The 22,531-nt window shown below is 60.5% G+C and carries 21 protein-coding genes; 10 read left to right on the top strand and 11 right to left on the bottom strand.

The window, feature by feature from the left end:
- Positions 1 to 83 precede the first annotated feature (83 nt).
- Positions 84 to 1,430 carry an ATP-binding protein gene (locus AB3G35_RS08695; RefSeq protein ID WP_016779833.1) on the bottom strand — a complete coding sequence of 449 codons (1,347 nt, stop codon included), beginning with the start codon at positions 1,428 to 1,430 and terminating at the stop codon, positions 84 to 86.
- Complete coding sequence (locus AB3G35_RS08690; RefSeq protein ID WP_016779832.1) at positions 1,427 to 2,104, bottom strand: response regulator; 678 nt, start codon at positions 2,102 to 2,104, stop codon at positions 1,427 to 1,429. Before AB3G35_RS08690 ends, AB3G35_RS08695 begins: the two co-directional genes overlap by 4 nt.
- Before the next feature lie 131 nt (positions 2,105 to 2,235).
- On the opposite strand from AB3G35_RS08690, the gene AB3G35_RS08685 reads away from it, so the two are divergent.
- The 3 genes from AB3G35_RS08685 (at position 2,236) to AB3G35_RS08675 (ending at position 6,128) form a co-directional block, all read left to right on the top strand.
- Positions 2,236 to 2,961, top strand: a complete 726-nt coding sequence (locus AB3G35_RS08685; protein WP_369782522.1) for a 4'-phosphopantetheinyl transferase — start codon at positions 2,236 to 2,238, stop codon at positions 2,959 to 2,961.
- Positions 2,962 to 3,035: 74 nt separating this feature from the next.
- Entirely contained in the window at positions 3,036 to 4,790 is a 1,755-nt protein-coding gene (locus AB3G35_RS08680) for an ATP-binding protein (RefSeq protein WP_369782521.1), read from the top strand.
- A gap of 3 nt (positions 4,791 to 4,793) precedes the next feature.
- A complete protein-coding gene (locus tag AB3G35_RS08675; RefSeq protein WP_016779829.1) occupies positions 4,794 to 6,128 on the top strand; it encodes a sigma-54 dependent transcriptional regulator in 1,335 nt (444 codons plus the stop codon).
- A gap of 34 nt (positions 6,129 to 6,162) precedes the next feature.
- Here the strand turns inward: AB3G35_RS08675 and AB3G35_RS08670 are convergent, their stop codons facing one another.
- Both AB3G35_RS08670 and pobA read right to left on the bottom strand, forming a co-directional pair.
- Positions 6,163 to 7,680: an MDR family MFS transporter gene (locus tag AB3G35_RS08670; RefSeq protein WP_016779828.1), complete on the bottom strand. Its 1,518-nt coding sequence runs from the start codon at positions 7,678 to 7,680 to the stop codon at positions 6,163 to 6,165.
- Between the two features lie 59 nt (positions 7,681 to 7,739).
- Positions 7,740 to 8,924, bottom strand: coding sequence for a 4-hydroxybenzoate 3-monooxygenase (gene pobA, locus AB3G35_RS08665; protein WP_095040922.1), 1,185 nt, complete (start codon positions 8,922 to 8,924; stop codon positions 7,740 to 7,742).
- 173 nt (positions 8,925 to 9,097) lie between these two features.
- On the opposite strand from pobA, the gene AB3G35_RS08660 reads away from it, so the two are divergent.
- Entirely contained in the window at positions 9,098 to 9,979 is an 882-nt protein-coding gene (locus AB3G35_RS08660) for a helix-turn-helix domain-containing protein (RefSeq protein WP_169869767.1), read from the top strand.
- Between the two features lie 446 nt (positions 9,980 to 10,425).
- Here AB3G35_RS08660 and AB3G35_RS08655 read toward each other — a convergent pair whose 3' ends face one another.
- Positions 10,426 to 11,331, bottom strand: coding sequence for a LysR family transcriptional regulator (locus tag AB3G35_RS08655; RefSeq protein ID WP_369782518.1), 906 nt, complete (start codon positions 11,329 to 11,331; stop codon positions 10,426 to 10,428).
- A gap of 112 nt (positions 11,332 to 11,443) precedes the next feature.
- Between AB3G35_RS08655 and AB3G35_RS08650 the strand changes: the two genes are divergently transcribed.
- Positions 11,444 to 12,328, top strand: coding sequence for an MBL fold metallo-hydrolase (locus tag AB3G35_RS08650; protein ID WP_095040920.1), 885 nt, complete (start codon positions 11,444 to 11,446; stop codon positions 12,326 to 12,328).
- A 54-nt stretch (positions 12,329 to 12,382) separates the two neighbouring features.
- Positions 12,383 to 13,000, top strand: a complete 618-nt coding sequence (locus AB3G35_RS08645; protein WP_016779823.1) for an NAD(P)-dependent oxidoreductase — start codon at positions 12,383 to 12,385, stop codon at positions 12,998 to 13,000.
- A gap of 2 nt (positions 13,001 to 13,002) precedes the next feature.
- Here AB3G35_RS08645 and AB3G35_RS08640 read toward each other — a convergent pair whose 3' ends face one another.
- Positions 13,003 to 14,055, bottom strand: a complete 1,053-nt coding sequence (locus AB3G35_RS08640; RefSeq protein ID WP_169846314.1) for a Fic family protein — start codon at positions 14,053 to 14,055, stop codon at positions 13,003 to 13,005.
- 147 nt (positions 14,056 to 14,202) lie between these two features.
- Positions 14,203 to 15,087, bottom strand: coding sequence for a LysR substrate-binding domain-containing protein (locus AB3G35_RS08635; protein ID WP_106117486.1), 885 nt, complete (start codon positions 15,085 to 15,087; stop codon positions 14,203 to 14,205).
- 111 nt (positions 15,088 to 15,198) lie between these two features.
- On the opposite strand from AB3G35_RS08635, the gene AB3G35_RS08630 reads away from it, so the two are divergent.
- Positions 15,199 to 16,830, top strand: a complete 1,632-nt coding sequence (locus AB3G35_RS08630; RefSeq protein ID WP_369782516.1) for a 5-guanidino-2-oxopentanoate decarboxylase — start codon at positions 15,199 to 15,201, stop codon at positions 16,828 to 16,830.
- Here the strand turns inward: AB3G35_RS08630 and AB3G35_RS08625 are convergent.
- Positions 16,825 to 17,754 (bottom strand): AraC family transcriptional regulator, encoded by a 930-nt coding sequence (locus AB3G35_RS08625; RefSeq protein WP_086796006.1) that lies wholly within the window; start codon positions 17,752 to 17,754, stop codon positions 16,825 to 16,827. The genes AB3G35_RS08630 and AB3G35_RS08625 overlap by 6 nt on opposite strands.
- A gap of 312 nt (positions 17,755 to 18,066) precedes the next feature.
- Between AB3G35_RS08625 and AB3G35_RS08620 the strand changes: the two genes are divergently transcribed.
- Positions 18,067 to 18,381 carry a putative quinol monooxygenase gene (locus tag AB3G35_RS08620; RefSeq protein ID WP_369782515.1) on the top strand — a complete coding sequence of 105 codons (315 nt, stop codon included), beginning with the start codon at positions 18,067 to 18,069 and terminating at the stop codon, positions 18,379 to 18,381.
- A 32-nt stretch (positions 18,382 to 18,413) separates the two neighbouring features.
- Positions 18,414 to 18,647 (top strand): hypothetical protein, encoded by a 234-nt coding sequence (locus AB3G35_RS08615; protein WP_016779817.1) that lies wholly within the window; start codon positions 18,414 to 18,416, stop codon positions 18,645 to 18,647.
- Here AB3G35_RS08615 and AB3G35_RS08610 read toward each other — a convergent pair whose 3' ends face one another.
- Positions 18,648 to 19,268 carry a flavin reductase family protein gene (locus AB3G35_RS08610; protein ID WP_086796004.1) on the bottom strand — a complete coding sequence of 207 codons (621 nt, stop codon included), beginning with the start codon at positions 19,266 to 19,268 and terminating at the stop codon, positions 18,648 to 18,650.
- A gap of 316 nt (positions 19,269 to 19,584) precedes the next feature.
- Positions 19,585 to 19,881 (bottom strand): hypothetical protein, encoded by a 297-nt coding sequence (locus AB3G35_RS08605; protein WP_169910675.1) that lies wholly within the window; start codon positions 19,879 to 19,881, stop codon positions 19,585 to 19,587.
- 379 nt (positions 19,882 to 20,260) lie between these two features.
- Between AB3G35_RS08605 and AB3G35_RS08600 the strand changes: the two genes are divergently transcribed.
- Positions 20,261 to 21,028, top strand: a complete 768-nt coding sequence (locus AB3G35_RS08600) for a hypothetical protein (RefSeq protein ID WP_106117489.1) — start codon at positions 20,261 to 20,263, stop codon at positions 21,026 to 21,028.
- Between the two features lie 106 nt (positions 21,029 to 21,134).
- Here AB3G35_RS08600 and AB3G35_RS08595 read toward each other — a convergent pair whose 3' ends face one another.
- Positions 21,135 to 22,457 (bottom strand): MFS transporter, encoded by a 1,323-nt coding sequence (locus tag AB3G35_RS08595; protein WP_016779813.1) that lies wholly within the window; start codon positions 22,455 to 22,457, stop codon positions 21,135 to 21,137.
- Between the last annotated feature and the right edge of the window lie 74 nt (positions 22,458 to 22,531).

The following is a 22,531-nucleotide window of genomic DNA, read 5'->3' as shown; positions in this document are numbered from 1 at the left end:
AAAACCCGGGACTCAGGTTTACGACGGCTGCGCCGCCGAACGCAGCCTCGTTCCTTCGGCAGCTGCTACAGGGGGGGCATCGCTCACCCCGCCGGGAAATGAATCCTGAAGGCTGCCCCGCCCAATGACGAATCATCCAGGGTCAAGGTGGCGTCATAACTCTCAATGATGTCCTTGACCACCGCCAGGCCTATGCCCTGCCCCGGATGCTGGCGGTCGAGGCGCTCGCCGCGCTGCAAGATGCGCGCACGCTGATCCGGCGGCACGCCCGGGCCGTCGTCCTCCACGCAGACTTCTATGCCGTGGGCATTGCGGTGCAGGCTGATGCGTACCTGGCTCAGGCACAGCCGATAGGCGTTTTCCAGCAGGTTGCCGAGCAACTCCAGCAAGGCATTTTGCTCGATCGGCAGATGGCTCAGTTCCGGGATGTCGTAGCTGACCTTGACGCCCTTGTCGCGGTACACCTTGTCCAGCGTGTTGCACAGACTCTGTACCACGGGCAGCACTTCGACCTGATGACGCACCAGGCCGCTCTTGCGCAAGCTGGCACGCTGCAACTGATAGCCGATCTGCTGGTTCATGCGCTCGATCTGACTTTGCAGCACCCAGGCCTGTTCACGGTCGGCCGGGCGCTGGGCCATGCTTTCGCTTACCCCCTGCAACACCGCCAGCGGGGTTTTCAGGCTATGGGCCAGGTCGTCGAGGGAATCACGATAGCGCGTGCGCTGCTCGCGCTCGCTTTGCAGCAAGCGGTTCAACGAGCCGGTCAGGCGCAGCAGCTCGCGCGGGTGTTGCTCGCTGAGGCTCTGGCGAGTGCCCGTTTCGATTTCATCCAGTTCCTGACTCAAACGTCGCAAGGCGCGTAACCCCCACGTCAGACCAATCCATAGCAATGCCAGCAGCACAATCAAAGCTGCGCCGAACCCCAGATAAAGATTTTCCCGCAGGCCTTCCAGCGTGCGGTTGTATTCGCGCATCGGTTGCAGGGCGACAAAGCTGAAGGCCGCACTTTTGCCGCCTAGCAGCTTGACCTCCACGTCGTAGACAAAGAACTCTTCGCCGTTGGCCTCGCGAATGCTCGCAAATTCGTTGCCGCGCCCGTCATAGCGCGGCTTGTAGTTGATGGTTTCTTCCTGGGTGGCGCGTGAGCGCCACACCAGTTGCCCGTCACGGTCATAGATGTAGCCCAGCAGGCGACTGTCCGGCAGGTCGAACTGCTCATCAGGCAGCAGCGCCGGCATCTTGAGCCGGTTCTTTTCCATCTTTGCCGCTGAAATCAGCGTGGTGACATCTGACGCCAGGCGCTGCTCGATGGCGTCCTTGAGCGCCAGACTGAACGCTCCCTGCATCGCCGGCAGCAACGCCAGCATAAACAACACGGCCAACAGGGTTGCCGCCAGCATCAATCGAACGCGAAGCGAACGAATCATCGGCAGCGCTCAGTAAACAAGTACCCCAGGCCGCGCACTGTATCGATTGGCTTAAAACCGTTTGCCCCCTCCAGCTTGCGTCGCAGGCGCCCGACCAGCACCTCGATCACATTCGGATCACGTTCCTCGTCATCCGGGTACAGCTGTTCCATCAGTCGGTCCTTGGCCACCACTTGCTGGTGATGGCGCATCAGGTATTCAAGAATCCGGTATTCATAGGCGGTCAGCGCCAGCGGCTCACCATCGAGCACCGCCTGTTTGCGGTTGATGTCCAGCACCAGCGCACCGGCCACTATCGTCGGTTGGGTAAAGCCACTGGAGCGGCGCAGCAACGCATTGAGCCGCGCATCCAGCTCTTCGAACTGGAACGGCTTGACCACATAATCGTCCGCGCCTGCGGCCAACCCTTCAACCTTGTCCTGCCAATTGCCACGCGCAGTGAGGATCAGGATCGGAAACGTCTTGCCCCGGGCGCGCAACTGGCGAATCAGTTCCAGGCCGCCAAGCCCCGGCAGGCCCAGGTCAATCATCGCCAGATCATGGTTGAACTGCTCGGTCTGGTACAACGCCTCTTCGGCATTGGCCACCGCTTCGACCACATGGCCACTTTCTGTCAGACGGGTTTGCAAGTGATGGCGCAGCAACGCCTCATCTTCAACCACCAGCAATTTCATCGCGCTCTCCCAAGCCAATCCGCGTCTCTAAGGACGTGTGTCCTATACAGCCTAGCTACACAGTAAGTCGTGTGCCCTGAACAGACTCTGAACAATTGCACAGCCGGGCCAAGCCCCGGCACAATGCCGCCATGAACCGACTCCCCGCTCTGCCTGCCTGCTGCACGCCGCTGCGCGCCGACTGGCCCTTGCCAGCCACGCTGCCTGCCAGTACCTGGCTAAGCACCGACTTTATCCCTGCCCAGCTGGAAGACGATGACTTTGCCCGCAGCAACATCGACATGCCAGCGAGTATTCAACGCTCGGTGGCCAAACGCCAGGCCGAATTTCTGGCCGGGCGCCTGTGTGCCCGTGCAGCCATGCTGCAACTGGATGGCACTCTGGCCACCCCCGGCATGGGCGAAGACCGCGCCCCCGTTTGGCCCGCCCATATCTGCGGCGCCATTACCCACAGCAAAGGCCGCGCCGCGGCCCTGGTAGCATTGCGGCGCGACTGGCAAGGCCTGGGCATCGATCTGGAAACCCTGCTCAGCCCCGAACGCGCCCAGCGCCTGGCCAAGGAAATCCTCACCCCGGATGAGCTTGCGCGCATGCTCGCCGGGCCTGCCGAGCAGATAGCGCTGCTGGTCACCCTGACCTTTTCAGTCAAGGAAAGCCTGTTCAAGGCCCTCTACCCGCTGGTGCAAAAACGCTTCTACTTTGAACACGCCGAAGTGCTCAACTGGACGCCCGAAGGTCATGTGCGCCTGCGCCTGCTCACCGACCTGTCTACAGACTGGCAACACGGCAGCGAACTGGATGCGCAGTTTGCTCTGGTTGACGGGCAATTGCTCAGCGTGGTGGCGATAAAAGCCTGACCCCTGCTGGCCGTTGGCCGCTGGATACGCCTGCCATGCTATCGTTCGCCCCCCTGTTTGAGCGGTTTGCCAGCATGCCTGTGACATCTCGCGCCCTGCGTATGGCGCTGTATTGCCTGTTGATCCTGGCCGGCGCGGCTCTGGCTGGCGGCTGGGCGATGCGTCAGGCCGAGCGCCATGCCCTGGAAGAAAGCGCTAGGCGCGGGCCTGAGCAACTGAGCCTGTATGCCAACTCACTGCACACCCTGATCGAGCGCTATCGCGCCCTGCCGGCCGTGCTGGCGCTGGACGCCGAACTGGTCAGCGCCCTGAGCAACCCGGTCACGCCCGAGGTACAGGCCGCCCTCAACCGCAAACTGGAACGCATCAACGGCGCGGCGCAGTCCTCAACCCTGGAGCTGCTCGACAGCAGCGGGCTGGCAGTGGCCGCCAGCAACTGGAACACCTCCAACAGCTATGTGGGCCACAACTACGGCTTCAGGCCCTACTTCAGCCAGACCCGCAGCCAGGGCAGCGGCAGCTTTTACGCGGTGGGCGTGACCAGTGGCATCCCGGGGTATTTTCTGTCCAGCGCTGTGCTCGATGCGGACGGCCGCTTCCTCGGGGCGATGGTGGTCAAACTCGAGTTCCCCCAGCTTGAACGCGAATGGAGCCACGGCAACGATATCCTGCTGGTCAGCGATGCGCGGGGCATCGTGTTTATTGCCAATCAGCCCGGCTGGCGCTATCGCCTGTTGCGGCCGCTGGATGACAGCGACCGCAACGAAATCAGCGTTACCCGCCAATACCACAATCAACCGCTGACCTTGATGAACACCCACACCTTGCGCAGCTTCGCTGAAAACAGCTCACTGACCCGCGTCGAGGGCCCGGACGGGCCGGCGGATTATTTGTGGGGCTCTCTGCCACTGAGCCCCGAAGGCTGGACCCTGCACCTGTTGCGGCGCCCGGCAAACGTCGCAGAAGACATCCGCAATGCAGCTCTGGCGGGGGCAGGTCTGTGGCTGACCGTGGTTTTTCTGGGCCTGTTTTTACTTCAGCGTTGGCGCCTGGCACGTTTGCGCCAGCGTAATCGTGAAGAACTTGAACAACTGGTCGAGGCCCGTACCCGGGACTTGCGAACCGCCCAAGATGGCCTGGTGCAATCAGCGAAACTCGCGGCACTGGGGCAAATGTCGGCGGCGCTGGCCCACGAAATCAACCAGCCCCTTACCGCCCAGCGCATGCAACTGGCGACCTTGCGCCTGTTGCTCGACCACGGCCGCATCGACGATGCTTATAAAGCCCTGGCGCCCCTGGAGCAGATGCTTACGCGCATGGCGGCCCTCACCGGCCACCTGAAAACCTACGCCAGGCAAAGCCCCAGCGGCCTGCGCGAAAAGCTGGATCTGGCCACTGTGGTGGATCAAGCCTTGCAACTGCTGGAGCCGCGTCTGAAGGACGAGCAGATCGACCTGCAGGTCAACCTGCAACGCCCGGCCTGGGTACGCGGCGATGCCATCCGCCTGGAGCAGGTGCTGATCAACCTGCTGCGCAATGCCCTGGACGCCATGCGCGACAAACCGCGCAAGCACCTTGAGATCCGCATCGAAGCCGACCAGCAACTGTGGTGCCTGACCGTGACCGACAGCGGCGGCGGGATTGACGAGCAGCACTTGGGTAAAATCTTCGACCCGTTCTTCACCACCAAGCCCGTGGGCGACGGATTGGGCTTGGGGCTGGCGGTGTCTTACGCCATTGTTCACGAAATCGGCGGTCGCCTGACTGCTTGCAACCACGCGGATGGTGCGCAATTCACGCTGACGCTGCCCATCGCACAGGAATCTTGAAACATGCTCAATTCGGTGATCGTGGTCGATGACGAGGCCAGTATTCGCAATGCAGTGGAGCAGTGGCTGAGCCTGAGCGGCTTTGACGTGCAGTTGTTCACCTGCGCCGAAGACTGTCTTGGCCAGTTGCCTGCGCACTTTGCCGGGGTGATTGTCAGCGATGTGCGCATGCCGGGCATGGGTGGCCTGGCCCTGCTCAACCGCTTGCAGCAACTGGATGCAGACTTGCCGGTGATCCTGCTGACCGGCCACGGCGATGTGCCGATGGCAGTGGAGGCCATGCGCGCAGGTGCCTACGACTTTCTGGAAAAGCCCTTCAGCCCCGAAGCATTGCTTGGCAGCCTGCGCCGCGCGCTGGAAAAACGTCAGTTGATCCTGGAAAACCGTCGCTTGCACGAACAGGCCGACCTGCGTGAGCAGATCGACGGGCGCCTGCTGGGGGTCTCGCGCAGCTTGCAGACCTTGCGCCGCCAGGTGCTGGAGCTGGCGCCGCTGCCGGTCAATGTGCTGATTCGCGGCGAGACCGGCAGCGGCAAGGAGCTGGTCGCCCGCTGCCTGCATGATTTTGGTCCACGGGCCGACAAGCCCTTTGTCGCCCTCAACTGCTCGGCCATCCCCGAGCAGTTGTTTGAAGCCGAGTTGTTTGGCCACGAAAGTGGCGCCTTTACCGGCGCCCAGGGCAAGCGCATCGGCAAGCTGGAATACGCCGATGGTGGCACCTTGTTTCTGGATGAAATCGAAAGCATGCCGCTGGCCCAGCAAGCCAAATTGCTGCGGGTGCTGCAGGAGCAGAAGCTCGAGCGCCTGGGTTCCAACCAGAGCATCAGCGTGAATTTGCGGGTGGTTGCCGCGACCAAACCCGACCTCCTCGACGAAGCCCGCGCCGGACGCTTTCGTGAAGACCTGGCCTATCGCCTGACTGTGGCCGAGTTACGCCTGGCACCGCTGCGGGAGCGGCGCGAGGACATTGCCTTGTTGTACGACGCCTTTTCCCGCCAAGCCGCTGAACGCCTGGGGCGCAGCCTACAAGTGCTGAGCGGCCCGCAGCTGTCGCGTTTGCTCTGCCACGCCTGGCCAGGCAACGTGCGCGAACTGGCCAACGTGGCCGAGCGGGATGTACTGGGGTTGGGCGAACCGCAACTGCCCGACACCGACGTGGGGCAATCGCTGGTGGCACAACAGGAAGCCTTTGAGGCGCAATGCCTGCGCGCGGCACTGACCCGGCACAAGGGCGATATCAAGGCCGTACTCCATGAGCTACAACTGCCGCGGCGTACCCTGAATGAAAAAATGCAGCGCCACGGCCTGGTGCGTGAAGCGTTTTTAAATGCCGAATAAGCCCCTCAGCGTATTCAGGGACTTTTGATCAGCCCTAGCGTGCCTTGTCCTCACGCCCGCGCAGTACCTGGTTGGGCATCGCCAGTGCCGCCGCCAGCCCCAGCAACGACACCGCCGCGCTGATGCTCAACAACTGACGGAAAGTCAGCAGCAGCTCTGCCCGCAGGCTTTGCAGGGCCGGGCCCTGAACCTGGCTGAGGCTGTCGAGCAGCACATTGCCCGAGCTGCCTTCGCCAATCAGCGGCTGGCCCATGACCGGCGCCGGCAATGAACCGTGCAGCAGCGCCAGCAACAGGGCCGACATCAACGCCACCCCCATCGCCCCGCCCAACGCACGGAACAGGTTGGTGGTGCTGGTCGCCACGCCAATATCGTGCTGTTGCACCGAATTCTGCGCGCCCACCAGCGACGTCGGAAACTGCATGCCGCTGGCAATCCCGCTGAACAGCATAAACACGCCACTCAACCATTCGGCGCCGGGCGGGCTGAAGGCCATGCCCAGAATGGACAGGGGCATCAGCACCGCCCCGCTCAGGATCATCGGCTTGTAACGCCCGGTCACCGAAGTCATGCGCCCGGCGAAGTAGGCCCCCATCGGCAACCCGATGGCCAGCGGCAACAAGTGCAGGGCCGCACTGTCGGCACCGGCGCCGGTGATGCTCTGATAGCGCAGCGGCATCAGCACAATCAGGGAAATGGCCTGGAAGCTGGTGAAAAATACCGTACACCAGCACAGCACCGCATTGCGGTTGGCAAACAGATGCATAGGCAGCAGCGGCTCTGGCGTGCGCCGTTCATGCCGGACAAACAGCGCCAGGGCGATCAGCGCCACCACCAGAAAACCTGCCACTTGCGGGTCACGCCAGCTTTGGCCCTGACCGATAAACGTGATACTCAGCAGCAGTGATGTCAGGCCGACGATCATCAGCATCGTGCCCAGGTAATCAATAATGGGTTTGCGCTGCGGCACGGGCAGGCCGACCAGGGTACGGTGGGAAATCCACCAGGCCGCCAGCCCCAGTGGCAGGTTGATCAGGAACACCCAGCGCCATGACAGGTACTCGGTCATATAACCACCCAGCACCGGCCCGGCAACGCTGGCCAGGGCATACATGCTGCTGAAGTAACCCTGGTAACGGCCGCGTTCTCGGGGCGGGACGATATCGCCAATGATCGCCTGGCTGACTGAAATCATCCCGCCGGCGCCAATGCCCTGAATGATCCGCGCCAGTACCAGCTGCTCCATGTTTTGCGCCAGCCCGCAAAACAGCGAGGCCAGGGTAAACAGGCCCATGCCGAACAGCATCAGGCGCCGGCGTCCGTACAGGTCACCGAGCTTGCCGTAGATCGGCACCGCGACGGTCATGGCCACCATATAACCGGAAATCACCCACGCCAGCTGGCTGACATCCTTGAACTGGGCAGAAATGGCGGGCATGGAGACGGCGACAATGGTCTGATCCAGCGCCCCCAGAAAAATCGCCAGCATCAGGGCGATCAGAATGCTGCGAATGGCCGGTTTGGCCTGGGGAGGCTGGTTCAGACTGGTCACGGGGACACCTGTAGGCGCAGAGCATGTATCGGATGGCCCTCAGTGTACTCGATAGGATCCTATTCGATAGCTTCGTAAGGGAGCCCGACGTAATTTTCTGCAATGGTGGTACGGCCCGCCGCAGAGTCGACGAAATACGCCAGTTCGCTATCGGCAATGCGCTGGCTGAAGCCGTCGCTGTCCGGGAAGCGGTGCAGCATCGAGGTCATCCACCACGAAAAGCGCTCGGCCTTCCAGATTCGTCGCAGGCACACCTCGGAATAGCGTTCCAGCAAGTCGGTGCGCCCCTCGGTGTAGACCTTGCGCAACATATTGAACAAGGTGCTGACATCGCTGGCGGCCAGGTTCAGGCCCTTGGCCCCGGTCGGCGGTACGATATGGGCGGCATCCCCCAGCAGAAACAGGCGCCCGTACTGCATCGGTTCAACGACAAAACTGCGCAAGGGCGCGATGCTTTTTTCGATGGAGGGCCCCGTCACCAACTGCTCGGCCAACGCCTTTGGCAGCCGGGTTTTCAGTTCGGCCCAGAAGCGCTGATCAGACCAGTCCTCGACGTTCTCTTCTGCCGGCACCTGCAAGTAATAGCGGCTACGGCTGGCCGAGCGCTGGCTGCACAGGGCAAAACCGCGCTCGTGGCGGGCATACACCAGTTCGTCATGCACCGGAGGGGTGTCGGCCAGTACGCCGAGCCAACCAAAGGGATACACCCGTTCGAAAATTTTCAGTACATCACTCGGAATCGACTGACGTGCGACGCCGTGAAAACCATCACAACCCGCAATGTAATCGCAGTCCAGGCGCACGCTTTCGCCTTCTTTATCGAAGGTGACATAAGGCGCATCGGTTTTCATGCCGTGGGGCTGGACGTTGCTGACGCTGTACAGGGTGTGGGCACCGACAGCTTCGCGGGCCGCCATAAGGTCGCGGGTGACTTCGGTCTGGCCATAGACCATCACAGTCTTGCCGCCGGTCAGGCCCTTGAGGTCGATATGCACCCGGCGATCATCCAGGGCCAGCTCAAAGCCGGTATGCACCAACCCTTCGGCGTCCATGCGCTGGCTGACACCGGCCTGGCGCAACAGATCGACCATGCCCTGCTCCAGCACTCCGGCGCGAATCCGCCCGAGCACATAGTCGCCGCTCTGGCGTTCGAGGATCACGTTATCAATCCCGGCGTTGTGCAGCAGTTGACCGAGCAACAGCCCCGCAGGACCCGCTCCAATAATGGCGACTTGAGTTCTCATTGTTGTTGTCTCGCGTAGCCTCGACCCCGTGGGGCGAGCAGGTTCTTATAGGTTTGTGCCTGTATTTTTCGCTTGCGAGCGCAGCAAATGAAGGTGATAACCACGGCATTACCGGTACTTTTCGCCAATCGGTGCGATTATCGGCTTACAACCCGACAACAGGTACGGCGCCAATGATTCCTTCAATCCCGGTGTTCAAGCTTTACGGTGAGCAGCAGGACTGGCTCAGCCCTGACCTGTTGCACTGCGAAACCATCTCGCTGCGCAGCCGCGTCCACGATTGGGAGATCCGCCCCCATCGGCATGCCGACCTGTGCCAGTTGCTCTATGTGCACAAGGGCCGAGCGCAGATTGAAGTCGAGGGCCAGCGCCATGTTCTGGAGCAATCGGCGATTCAGGTCATCCCGCCTCTGTGCGTCCACGGGTTTCAGTTTTCGCCGAACGTGGAAGGCTTTGTCCTGACCCTGGCCGCGCCGCTGGTGGCGCAGTTGCAAGCCCAGCTGGGCGGCAACATCAGTCTGTTGCAGCGGGTCGCCAGTTACCCCGCAGGCAAGGACAGTGATTACCTCAACAACCTGTTCAGTGAGGTGCAACGCGAATATGTCGGCGCACAGCCTGCCCGCGACATGCTCTTGCAATCGTTGATCAGTGTGCTGCTGGTATGGGTGGCGCGCCAGGTGATCCAGCGTCGTGAGGCGCGGCAGTTGTTACCAAGGGGGCGCGAGTATCTGGGCCTGTTCAATCAGCAGGTCGAGGCGCAGTTCCGCCAGCAACCCGGTGTTGAGCAGTTGGCACATCAGGTGGGTATTTCAGTGGCGCACTTGAACAGCATCTGCCGCGAACTGGCGGGGCAGTCGGCCTTGCAGATCATCCATCAGCGGCTGTTATTGGAGGCCAAGCGACATTTGATCTATACACCGCTAACCATCAGCGAAGTGGCTGACAGCCTGGGGTTTGCAGACCCGGCGTATTTTGCGCGGTTTTTCCGACGCTTGAGCGGGACATCGCCCAGTGCGTTTCGAGAAGGGCGGACTGACATGATCAGCCCGCCCTGACACTCTGGTGTTTGCTACCTCAGAGCGCTGAACATGGCAGTGCAGTGCGCGCCATTGCAACTGGCGGTCAATCCGGCTGCCTGGCGGGTTTGCTCGGCGCGGTAGCAAGCGCTTGCAAACAGGACAGCGGCAGCGAAAACGATAAAAACAGTCATACATGTTGTTTTTGTTTTGGTAGTCATGGCATTGGCTCCCTTGACGTCACAGCTTTGAGGCTAGTTCAGACACAGGTTCTTGCCATATCAGTTGTACGAGTGGTAGCGCCCGATTTCATCCTTCAAATGGACTATGCATGTAAATCCTTTAGCCGCTGAGGAGCGCAGCGAGGCTGCGATCGGCGGCGTAGCCGTCGTGAAACCTGAATCCACGATTTACCTGAAACATCGTACAACCCGACTTTACGTTTGCTCCGCAACCGATCGCAGCCTCGCTGCGCTCCTCAGCGGCTACAGGTATTTATCCCACACCGGTTCGTCGGTAAAGCGCTCGGCGAGGAAGTCGAGCATGCTGCGCAGCGTGGCCGGCATATGCTTGCGCGAGGCGTATACCGCATAGATATTCATCAGCCGCGGCTCGGCGTCCGGCAGCAGGCGCACCAGTTCACCGCGTTGCACAAAAACCCCCGCCTGATAGCTGGGCAGCAGCGCAACCCCGGCACCGGCCAATGTAGCGCTTAACAGGGTGCTGGCTTCGTTGGCGCTGATATTGCCCTGCACCGGTACCGACACCTCCTCACCCGCGCAGGTGAAATGCCACAGGCTTTTGCCATAGTAGGAATGGGTCAGGCAGTTGTGCCCACTGAGGTCATCGACCTGTTGCGGCGCCGGGTGTTCGCGCAAATAGGCCGGGGATGCGCAAAGCACTGAGCGACAAACGGTCAGCTTGCGGGCGATCAGGCTCGGGTCCAGATCATTGCTGGTGCGAATCGCCAGATCAATGCGTTCATCCACCAGATTGACCGTGCGATCGAGCATCTGCAGGTCGATACTGACCTGCGGGTAAAGCCGGACATAGTCGGTGACGGCCGCCGCCAGTTGCGCCTGGCCGAACGAGGTGCTGACGCTGATGCGCAACAACCCCCGTGGTGCATCACTGGGCACATCCACGGCGGCCTGCATGTCGTCGGCCAGCTCCAGCAACTGCCGGCAGCGCGGCAGGGTTTCATTGCCGGCGGCGGTCAGGCTCAGCTTGCGCGTGGTGCGGTGCATCAAGCGTGCCCCCACCCATTCTTCAAGCTCCGCCAGATAACGCGAAACCACCGGGCGCGACAGGTCCAGGTGATCAGCAGCGGCTGACTGGCTGCCAAGGTCGACGACGGTGACAAACACCCGCATTGCAATAAGACGATCCATGATCTGCCCGATATCTGAAACAAACTATGTTCAAGCATCGCATTTTTAGTTCTTGATCGGGCAACTAAGCTCTGTCCATCGCCGATTTTGGCCATTGACTCAGGAATCACCCATGAGCGGATTTTCCACCCTTCGCCGTTTTGTTCTCAGCGCTGTGATGCTGGGCTTTGCCGCCCATGCTGCGGCGGCTCCGGCGCCCTTGACCCTGGACGTTTACAACCCGGGGGCGGCGGCGATTTTCCCGGTGTCTTCAGTGCTGGTCAGTGGCGACAAGGACGCCATCTTGGTCGACGCCCAATTTGGCAAGGCCCAGGCCCAGCAAGTGGTCGACAAGATTCGCGCCAGCGGCAAGCACCTGACTACCATCTACATCAGCCACGGCGACCCGGACTACTATTTCGGCCTGGAGACCCTGACCCAGGCGTTCCCGGATGCCAAAGTGATGGCCCCGGGGCCGGTGGTCGAGCACATCAACCAGACCAAAGACGCCAAGCTGGCATTCTGGGGCCCGCAAATGGGCGCCGACATGCCGCAAAAGCTGATCGTGCCGCAGGTGCTCAAGGGCAACACCCTGGACCTGGAAGGGCATGAGCTGGATATCGTCGGCCTGAGCGGGCGCCAGCCGGACCGTACCTTTGTGTGGATCCCTTCGATCAAGGCGGTGGTCGGTGGCGTGGTCGTGGCTGACAACCTGCATGTATGGATGGCCGACACCCAGACACCGCAATCGCACAAGCAATGGCTGGCCACCCTTAAACGTATCGACAGCCTGCAACCGAAAATCGTGGTACCGGGCCATTACCTGGGTGACAGCGACCGATCGATGAAAGCGGTGTATTTCACCCGCGACTACATCAAGGCGTTCGATGAAGAGGCGCTAAAGGCCAGCAACTCGGGCGAACTGATTGCAGCCATGAAAAAACGCTACCCGGATCTGGGCGAAGAGTCTTCGCTGGAACTGAGCGCCAAGGTGGCCAAGGGCGAAATGAAGTGGTGAATGCAGAACCCAGACTGAATGATTGACGTTACTACCTACTCACTGGAGAACATCATGAGCAAGATCGCAATTATCGGGGCTACCGGCCGTGCTGGCAGCCAACTGCTGGAAGAAGCCCTGCGTCGTGGCCACAGTGTCACGGCCATTGCCCGCAATGCCTCGAAAAAACTGGGCGAGCGAGCGGGCGTGGTGGTCAAGGACGTTGACGTCAACGATGCCCAGGCCCTGCAAGACGCCGTGACCGGCCATGACGTGGTGCTCAGCGCCGCGCATTTCTCGACCCTGCCGGCCTCGGCCATTATCGAGCCGGTGAAAAAGGCCGGGGTCAAACGCCTGCTGTTTGTGGGCGGTGCAGGCTCACTGTTGCTACCAGGCGACACCAAAGTCATCGACAGCCCGGGCTTCCCTGACGAATACCGGCCAGAAGCCACGGCAGGCGGCGTGTACCTCGATACCTTGCGCGCCGAAAAAGAGCTGGACTGGACCTTTCTGTCACCTTCAGCCGAGTTTGTCGAAGGCGAGCGCACGGGCAAGTTCCGCTTGGGCACAGACCGCCTGCTGATCAACAGCGAAGGCAAAAGCTGGATCAGCTTTGCCGACTTTGCCATCGCCATGCTCGATGAAGTCGAACAGCCCCAGCATTCCCGCCAGCGGTTTACCGTGGGGTATTGAGTTCAGGGTAAGGGGCAATTGCGCCATTTCGCACTTCGCCCCTTGCCTGTGGACTCAATCACGCCTTCGGACTTCAACGTTCGTAACACCAGGCGCACCGTGTCCCGGCTCGTGCCGGGGCATGCCAGTTCGATCTCGCTGATTGAAAAGGGTAGCGAGCGGTTCAGCACGGCAATCCGGACACGGCTGCTCTTGTTACCGTGTTTTTTCTCGATGGTTCCAACCCGTGCTTCAAACTCTTTGTAAGCCTTGATCAGTGCGCCCCAAAAATAATTGAGCCAGGGCCCCACATCGTGGGTGCCTGAATGCCAATTAACAGAGCTGGCCTCCAGGGTTTCGTAATAGCTCTCTTTGCTGTCTTCAAAAATCCGCTCAAGGCTGATGAAACGGCCTACGGCGTAATCAAACTGATAGAGCAGCAACAAAGTCAGCAAGCGGGCAACACGGCCGTTCCCGTCGGCAAAGGGGTGGATACACAAAAAGTCCAGAATACACAGCGGAACCAGCACCAGTGGGTCGGCAAGTTTTTGCTGATTGGCGTTGTGGTAGCGGGTTAGCAGATCGCTCATGGCCATCGGCGTCAGATGAGCGGGAGTAGGTGTGAATCTCACCCTGAGACTGCCATCAGGATGGCGTTCAATGATGTCGTTATTGGTTGATTTCCAGTTGCCACCCTCTTGTGGCAAGTAACGATAGAGAATCGTATGTAACTGGCGCACCGTGCCTTCGCAGACGGGCATGGCATCGCAGGCTTCGTGGATCAGCGACAGGGCATCCCGATAGCCGGCAACTTCCTGTTCGCAGCGACTTTTAGGCTGGGCATTTTTGACCATCAAGGACTTCAGACGGGAGGGCGAAACGACGACGCCCTCCAGGCGGCTGGATGATTCGGCGGACTCGATCACGGCCTGCTGCTTCAGGTCTGCCAGTGCTTCTGCCGATTGCGCGACAAACAGCTTTTGCTTGCCCCTGTACTCGCCCAACGCCCTCAAGGTTGAAAGCTGCAAACCGTCATAACGGAGTTGGGCCAGTAGTTCGACGGTGAGCGAGTGCATAAGCGTCCTTTAAATAGGGTAATTCAAAAGATCAAATAGGGTTTTATTGGTTGTTTTTACCCCATTTAAGGAAGAATTACCCCATTAAAACTGTTACAGCGCTTTTTGTCGCATCAGGAAAATCGGGGGGGGGTTATCGGTCCGCAGTTAATCTGCGCCATGTGCCTGCGCCACCAACCAGTCCAGCAACTCAAGCAACGGCGCCGATGCCTCGTGGCGTGGTGAACACACCAGCAGGTACGCGCCGCCGGTACGCACCTTGAAGTCAAAGGGCATGGCCAGGCGGCCAGCCTTCAGGTCATCGGCTATCAGTGACCAGTCGCCTATGGCAACGCCGTTGCCCTGGGCGGCCACGGTCATGGCCAGGTCCAGGGTGTCGAAGTACTGGCTTTTGCGGATGGCCGATACATCGCCCCCCGCCGCACTCAGCCAGTGGGTCCAGTCCTGCTGGTCGCGACTGGGGTGCAGCAGGGTGTGTTGTGCCAGATCGCCCAGCTGGTTGATAGCGCCGCTGCCATCCAGCAGATGCGGGGCGCAGACCGGTGTCAGCTGTTCGTCGAACAGGTGGCGGCCCTGACGCTTGGGCCCCGGTTGCGGGCTGTAGACCACCGCAGCATCAAATGCCTCGCGGCGAAAATCCACCCCGTGCTGCACACTGCTGGTCAGCTCAACCGGCACGTCCGGGCGCAGTTCTTGCCAGTGCAGCAACTTGGGCAACAGCCAGCGCAGCATGCAGGTAGGGGCCTTGATTTGCAGCGGGCTGCGGCGAACGCTCGCATGCTCGACAGCCTCGCCGATCAAGTCAAACACCTGCTCGATACGCGGGTACAGCGCCTGGCCCTGCTCGGTCAGGCTCAGACCACGGGCCTGACGATGGAACAGCGGGTAACCCAGGTGCTCTTCCAGCCCGGCAATTTGCCTGCTGACCGCCCCCTGGGTGATATGCAATTGCTCACCGGCACGGGTGAAGTTGCAGCATTGGGCCGTGATCAGAAAAGTATGCAGGGCGGGAAGTGGCGGGAGGCGTTTCATCAGTGGTCAGCCATGAGTCCAGGACATGGCTAGTATGAGCACGTTTGCGTTGTGCGCACCACATCCGACCGCTTCAATGGTCTTTTCCAGAACAAAAAAGGAACGGGACACATGGCGACGTGCGGCGAGGTATTGGTCAAGTTGCTGGAGGCCTACGGGGTCGAGCAGGTGTTCGGCATTCCGGGGGTGCATACCGTTGAGCTGTATCGCGGGCTGGCCGGTTCGACGATCAACCACATCACCCCGCGTCATGAGCAGGGCGCAGGCTTTATGGCCGACGGCTATGCCCGCACCAGTGGCAAACCGGGGGTGTGTTTTATCATCACCGGGCCGGGCATGACCAATATCACCACGGCGATGGGCCAGGCCTACGGCGACTCGATCCCGATGCTGGTGATCTCCAGTGTGCAGTCACGCAGCCAGTTGGGCGGCGGGCGCGGCAAGTTGCACGAGCTGCCCAACCAAAGCGCACTGGTCGCTGGCGTCGCGGCGTTTTCCCATACCCTGATGTCGGCAGCTGAGTTGCCGGCCGTGCTGGCGCGGGCCTTTGCGCTATTTCAGGCCGGGCGCCCACGCCCGGTGCATATCGAAATCCCCCTGGACGTGCTGGTGGAAAACGCCGATGCGCTGCTTGCCAGCCTGCCCGTCAGCATTGCCCGCCCCGGCCCCGCGCCTGCTGCGATTGAGCAGATGAGCCAGCGTCTGGCCCAGGCCAAGCGACCGCTGATTCTGGCTGGCGGCGGTGCGATCGATGCGGCGCCGGCACTGACGCAACTGGCCGAGCGCCTCGGCGCGCCGGTGGCCCTGACCATCAATGCCAAGGGCATGCTGCCCTCCTCTCACCCTCTGTTGATCGGCTCGACCCAAAGCCTGGTCGCCACACGGGCGCTGGTGGCCGAGGCCGATGTGGTGCTGGCAATCGGCACAGAGTTGGCCGAGACCGATTACGACGTGACGTTTGCCGGCGGCTTCGAGATCCCCGGCGCACTGCTGCGTATTGATATCGACCCCGACCAGACCGTACGCAATTACCCGCCGACACTGGCGCTGGTAGCCGATGCTAATCTGGCGAGCGAGGCTCTACTGGCAAACCTTGCGCTGTTGCCATCACGGGATCCGCAATGGGGAGCTGTGCGGGTCAGCCGTCTGCAGGCGCAGTTGTCCACCGAGTGGGATGCCCCGACCCGTGCCCAGACGGTTTTTTTGCAGACGGTTTTCGAGGTGCTGCCGGATGCCGTGTGCGTCGGCGATTCGACCCAGCCGGTGTACACCGGCAACCTGACCTTCAACCCCGAACAGCCGCGGCGCTGGTTCAACTCATCCACGGGCTATGGCACGCTCGGCTACGCCCTGCCCGCGGCAGTGGGGGCCTGGCTGGGGCGTCGTGCCGAGGGCAAGCCCGGCGGCCCGGTGCTGTGCCTGATCGGTGATGGCGGCCTGCAATTTACCCTGGCCGAACTGGCCAGCGCAGTGGAGGCGCAAACGCCGATCATCGTGCTGCTGTGGAACAACCAGGGCTATGGCGAAATCAAGAAGTACATGCTCAATCGCGCCATCGAGCCGGTTGGCGTGGACATCTACACCCCGGACTTTATCGGGGTGGCCAAGGCCCTGGGCTGTGCCGCGCAGGCGGTCGGGGATGAAGCGCAATTGCGCGCAGCACTGGCCAGCGCCGCCGACCACCAGGGGCCCAGCGTGATTGAAATCGATGAGCTGTGCTGGCAGCAATCTCTGGGCCTATAAGCTCATGCGCAGGCGCGCCAGATCCCGCACCGGTGGTGCGCCAAACTGGCGGCTGTACTCACGGCTAAATTGCGACGGGCTTTCATAGCCCACGCGATAGCCTGCGGCCGACGCATCCAGGCCTTCGCTGAGCATCAACCGGCGGGCTTCGTTAAGGCGCAGCTGCTTTTGATATTGCAGCGGGCTCATGGCAGTCATGGCCTTGAACCGGTGGTGCAGGGTCGACACGCTGAGATTGGCTTCGCGTGCCAGGCTGTCGATGCGCAACGGCTGCTCAAAGTTACCGTTAAGCCAGGAAATCGCCCGGCTGACGCGGTGGTTCTGGCTGTTCTCGCTGGCGATCTGATATAGCCGATGGCCCTGCGGGCTGCGTAGCAGCCGGTAGAGAATCTCGCGGCGAATTAATGGCGCGAGCATGGCGATGTCCTTGGGCGTATCGAGCAGACGTGTCAGGCGCAGCAATGCATCGAGCATCAACGGGTCGATGGGTTCGACATACAGCCCGCGCCCGGTAGGTCGTGATGGCACACCCATGGGGCCAGCCTCGCTGATCAGCGTGGCGATCTCGGCCGGGTCAATGTCCAGGCGCAAAGCCAGTACCGGGTGCTCGGGGGATATTTCCAGCACCCGGCCACTGATGGGCATCGACACCGAAACCACCAGGTAATTGAGCGGGTCGTAGGCGAAGTATTCATCTGCCAGGCGTACCTCTTTGCGCCCCTGGGCCATGATGCACAAAGCGGGTTTGGGCAGGCTCGGAGAGAAATCGCTGGGCTGGCTGTAGCGCGACACGAACAGCGCCTCGACGCCGGTGGTGAACGAGCCGTCTTGCGGGGCGTGACGAAAAATCAGGTCGGCCAATTCCACCCGCTGCGTTTCAAAGGCGGGGTCGAGCGCGGGCCGCGGCGGTTCCAGCAGGGACATGGGGCGCATCCTTCTTGCAGTGATGGCACAGCTTAAGTTTGTGCAAGGCCAAGGGGTAGCTAATTTCTGCCGTTGTCTTGCCTGATCCTGTCAAAGCCCGGGAGCAGCCCTCCGCCGAACCCGGCGCAGACGCACAACCTTGCTCGAAACCCTGATAGCCAGGCCGTTTGCCCGATTATCCGGGCGGGCGGCTGGCAGGCGGGGGTTTGCAGGATCGTGCAAGCCTCGGGCAGGAATCGACTAACGGTCAGTTGCTACGCCCCTTAAGCTTTGAACCTCCCCCCAACACCACTTTCCTTTGTGGAGGCCAGCATGCCCCAGCCCAATGCCGTCAGTCATATGACCGTGGTTCGCGCCCGCGCCGGGTGCTCGGCCCAGGTCGAGGCCTGCCTGAGCCAACTGATCGAACCGAGCCTGCAAACCCCCGGCTGCCTGCACTTTGCCTTGCAGCATTGCGATAACGATCCGCTGCTGTGGCAGGTGGCAGGCTACTGGCAGGATGAACCCTCGATGCTGGCCTACTTCAACTCAGCACTGATGGATATCTACGGCACCCTGGTACACCAGCAGGTGGTGGACAGCCTCGATTTTCAGACCTTCAGCGATGCAGGCGGGCCGAAGAGGTAGAATGGCGGTTTTTCACTGCCGGGAGTTGGCGCATGGCGCGTAAGGAATTTGCACAGTTTGAAGCGGTATCCGCTGTAGTCCCGGTAGAACCGGGTGTTTATCACGCAGCAATTGCGGTCAAAGCCTTGTACGAAGGTGGAACCCCGCGCTTTCACAAAATTCTCATCGAGCAGACCTTCAAGACTGCGACCGCCGCCGATGCCGCTGCAGCCGAGCAACTTGAAGCCCTGCAAGGCGTCACCGAGGACGCCGAGCTGGTGTGGTAATCAGCGTGGGCGATGCATCTTGAACAATGCTTCGGGGCCCAGCTGGAAGTAATCCGCCGGGCCGCCGCCGCGCAAGATCGGCTCGGCGGCGGCGGTATCGTAAATTCCGTCCTTGAGCAGGTGCCTGGCAATATGCACCGCCACCACCTCCCCCAGAATCAGCCAGCTTGGCACCAGCTCCTGGTCTGCCCGTTGCAGCTGGATGATCTGGGTGACCTTGCATTCAAACGACACCGGCGTTTCGGCCACCCGCGGCACACTGATCACCCGTGACGGTACGGTGGTCAGCCCGGCCAGCTCGAACTCATTGACCTCGGGCGCGACCATGGCACAGCTTTGGTTCATGGCCTCGGCCAGCGGCCGGGTGGCGAGGTTCCAGACGAACTCGCCGGTTTGTTCGATGTTATTGAGGCTGTCTTTGCGGCCTACACTGCAAAACCCGATGATCGGCGGGATGTAGTTGAATGCGTTGAAAAAGCTGTAGGGCGCAAGGTTCAAGCGGCCCTGGGCGTCCTGTGACGAAATCCAGCCGATGGGGCGCGGACCGACGATGGCATTGAACGGATCATGGGGCAGGCCGTGGCCCTGGGATGGTTCATAGAAATGGATATCGTCATACATGGGAAGAGTCCGCAAACGGCTGAGATAGAGGGCCCATATAGTGCAAGGCATTTGGGTTGATTACAAAAGCTTCCATGGCGAATTGCGAGGCTTTCGTAGCAGCTGCCGAAGGAACGAGGCTGCGTTCGGGGACGTAGTCGTCGTAAATCCTGAGTACCGGTTTTAACTGGCGCACCCCATTGTCTGATTTTGCGACGGCTTCGCCGCCGAACGCAGCCTCGCTCCTTCGGCAGCTGCTACAAGTAGAACGCCATTTCCTCCCCCCCAAAAACAACTAAGCCCGGCCAAGGCCGGGCTGGAGTGCCTGTTTCAGCGGTTAGCTGAACCGGGCGCCTTCGGTGCGATCGTAACCGTCAGCGGCGAAGCTATCCGATTTGGTACGGCTGAAACCGTCTTCTGCAAAGGTGGCGGAACCGGTTTTGTCGTAGCCGTCTTCTGCGAAAGTCGCGGAATTTGTGCGGTCGTAACCGTCGGCAGCCACGGCAGCAGAACCTGTGCGGCTGTAGCCATCTTCAGCAAAGCTCGACGAATGGGTTTTATCGAAACCGTCGGCGGCAACAGCATTGAAGGCCAGGACAGAGAAGGCAGCAGCGAGGATAAGTTTGGTTTTCATGATCAAGTTCCTTGTTTCGTGTTTGGGATGTTGAGTGGCTATGGGCTTAAGACTACGCCGATTAATTTGATTAAAAAGCGCAAAAAACAGCACAAATAAATCAGTTAATTCGATGTATAGGCCCACACAAAAACAGGTCGTACAGGCTGTCCATCGTTGCGCAGGGTGGCTGAGCACTTCAGCCGGCCCACAGACGTTGCTGAGATTGATAGTGGGCTAACAGTATTAACTGACAATTAATTGGGAAAAATCGTATTCACAGACAGGCTTTTCATCTGTCCATTACCTATTTTTCACCCCCCGAGCACCAGTCTTCCGCGGGCAAAAAAGCCGATCCCAAAAACGGCTTTGCCCCCATAAACACTGGAGCCTCGACCGAATGAACAAACTTCCTCAAATTACCCTTGCGTTTTGGGTGATGAAAATCTGCGCCACGACCCTGGGCGAAACCGCGGGCGACTTGCTGTCGATGACCCTCAATGTCGGCTATGCCGTCAGCTCAATGCTGCTTATCAGCGTGTTTGTGCTGACCTTGCTGACTCAGCTGTCCTCCAAAACCTACAACCCCGTGCTGTATTGGCTGGTGATTCTCTCCACCAGCACCGCCGGCACCACCCTGTCTGACTTTATGGACCGCACCCTCGGCCTGGGTTATGCCACGGGCTCGCTGATTCTGGTGTCGATACTGGTGGCGATATTCGCGCTGTGGAAATGGAGCGGCGAGTCACTCAACGTCAACCAGGTGCAGAGCCGACGCGGCGAGATGTTCTACTGGATGGCGATTCTGTTTTCCAACACTCTGGGCACTGCCCTGGGTGACTACCTGGCGGATGATTCGGGGCTGGGTTTTGCGGGTGGCGCGCTGTTTATCGGGGCGACTATCGGGGTGGTGGTGCTGGCGCGCTACTTCAGCAAAATCTCGCCGGTGGTGTTGTTCTGGGTCGCATTCGTGCTCACGCGCCCGTTCGGCGCAACCCTGGGCGACTTCCTGACCAAACCCCTGGACAAGGGCGGGCTGGACTTCGGCACCATCGGCTCATCGCTGGTGCTGGCGGGGATATTGGTGGTCATGATTGGCGGGGCGACGTATCTGAAAAACAAACAGGCCGGCCAATCGGCCAGCCTGTCGGGTAGCAGCATCGGCTAACCCCTGTGGGAGCGGGCTTGCTCGCGATGCAGACGCTGTGGTGTTTCAGTTGCAGCGCAGCGATTCAATCGCGAGCAAGCCCGCTCCCACACCACTGGGTGGGCCGTCAGTCAGTCTCGATGCGCGAGTGCTTGCGGGTGTCTTTCATGGTTGCGTACACCGCCAGCGAGCAGGCAATACAAGCCGTAACGTACCAGTAGTAACCGGTTTCCATACCTGCGCTCTTGAACCACAGCGCGATATATTCAGCCGTACCACCAAAAATCGACACGGTCAGTGCGTAAGGCAAACCTACGCCCAGTGCGCGGATTTCCGTGGGGAACAGTTCCGCTTTGACCACGGCGTTGATCGAGGTGTAGCCGCTGACGATGATCAGTGCGGCCATGATCAGGAAGAACGCGCCCCACCAGGTGGTGATGGTGTGCAGGGTGGTGAGGATCGGCACGGTAAACAGGGTCCCCAGTACACCGAAGGCGATCAGGATCGGACGACGGCCGATCTTGTCCGAAAGCCCGCCCACCAGCGGCTGGATGCACATGAACAGGAACAATGTAGCGGCCGAAATGGTGGTGGAGTCCGAGATGCTCATGCCCACCGTGTTCACCAGATACTTCTGCATATAGGTGGTGTAGGTGTAGAACGCCAGGGTGCCGCCCATCGTCAGGCCGACGACGGTCATCAGCTCCTTGGGATGACGCAGCAAGGTGCGCATGGCGCTTTCTTTAGGCTTGACCTTGGTCTTTTTGAACGACTCGGTTTCTTCCATGCCACGACGCAGATACAGCGCGACCACGGCACACAGGGCGCCGATCACGAAGGGTACGCGCCAGCCCCAGCTGTACAGCTGTTCTTCGGTGAGGGTCTGTTGCAGCACGATCAGCACGCCCAGGGCGATAAGCTGGCCCGAGATCAAGGTCACGTACTGGAAACTGGAGAAGAAGCCGCGACGTTCCTTGGTCGCCATTTCACTCAGATAAGTGGCCGAAGTGCCGTATTCACCGCCCACCGACAAGCCTTGCAGCAAGCGGGCGAAGACCAGCAGGATCGGTGCCCAGACGCCGATGGTTTCGTAACCTGGCGATAGCGCGATCACCAGCGAGCCGAAGCACATCAGCAATACCGAGGCCATCAGTGCTGCTTTACGGCCTTTGCGGTCAGCGTACAGGCCCATGAGCCAGCCGCCGATGGGGCGCATCAAAAAGCCCACGGCGAAGATCGCAGCGGTATTGAGCAGTTGTGCGGTGGTATCGCCCTTGGGGAAAAAGGCCTTGGCGAAATACAGCGAGAACGCGGCGTAAACGTACCAGTCGTACCACTCGACCATATTGCCGACGGAACCACTGAAAATCGATTTGATGCGGCTGGAGGTGGTCTTTTCTTTAGGCGCCGCAGACACGGCCCCGGCAGGCAGGGTGCTGGAGTTATCCATTGAATGGATCCTTCTTTTATTTGTTTTTTTATAGCGCGTCAAAACGCGAGCTTGCAGGGCTATAGCAGGACTTG

Origin of the sequence: Pseudomonas sp. WC2401 (genome assembly GCF_041200115.1) — a bacterium.
Classification (GTDB): domain Bacteria; phylum Pseudomonadota; class Gammaproteobacteria; order Pseudomonadales; family Pseudomonadaceae; genus Aquipseudomonas; species Aquipseudomonas fragi.
This window is presented reverse-complemented; position numbering and strand designations above follow the sequence as displayed.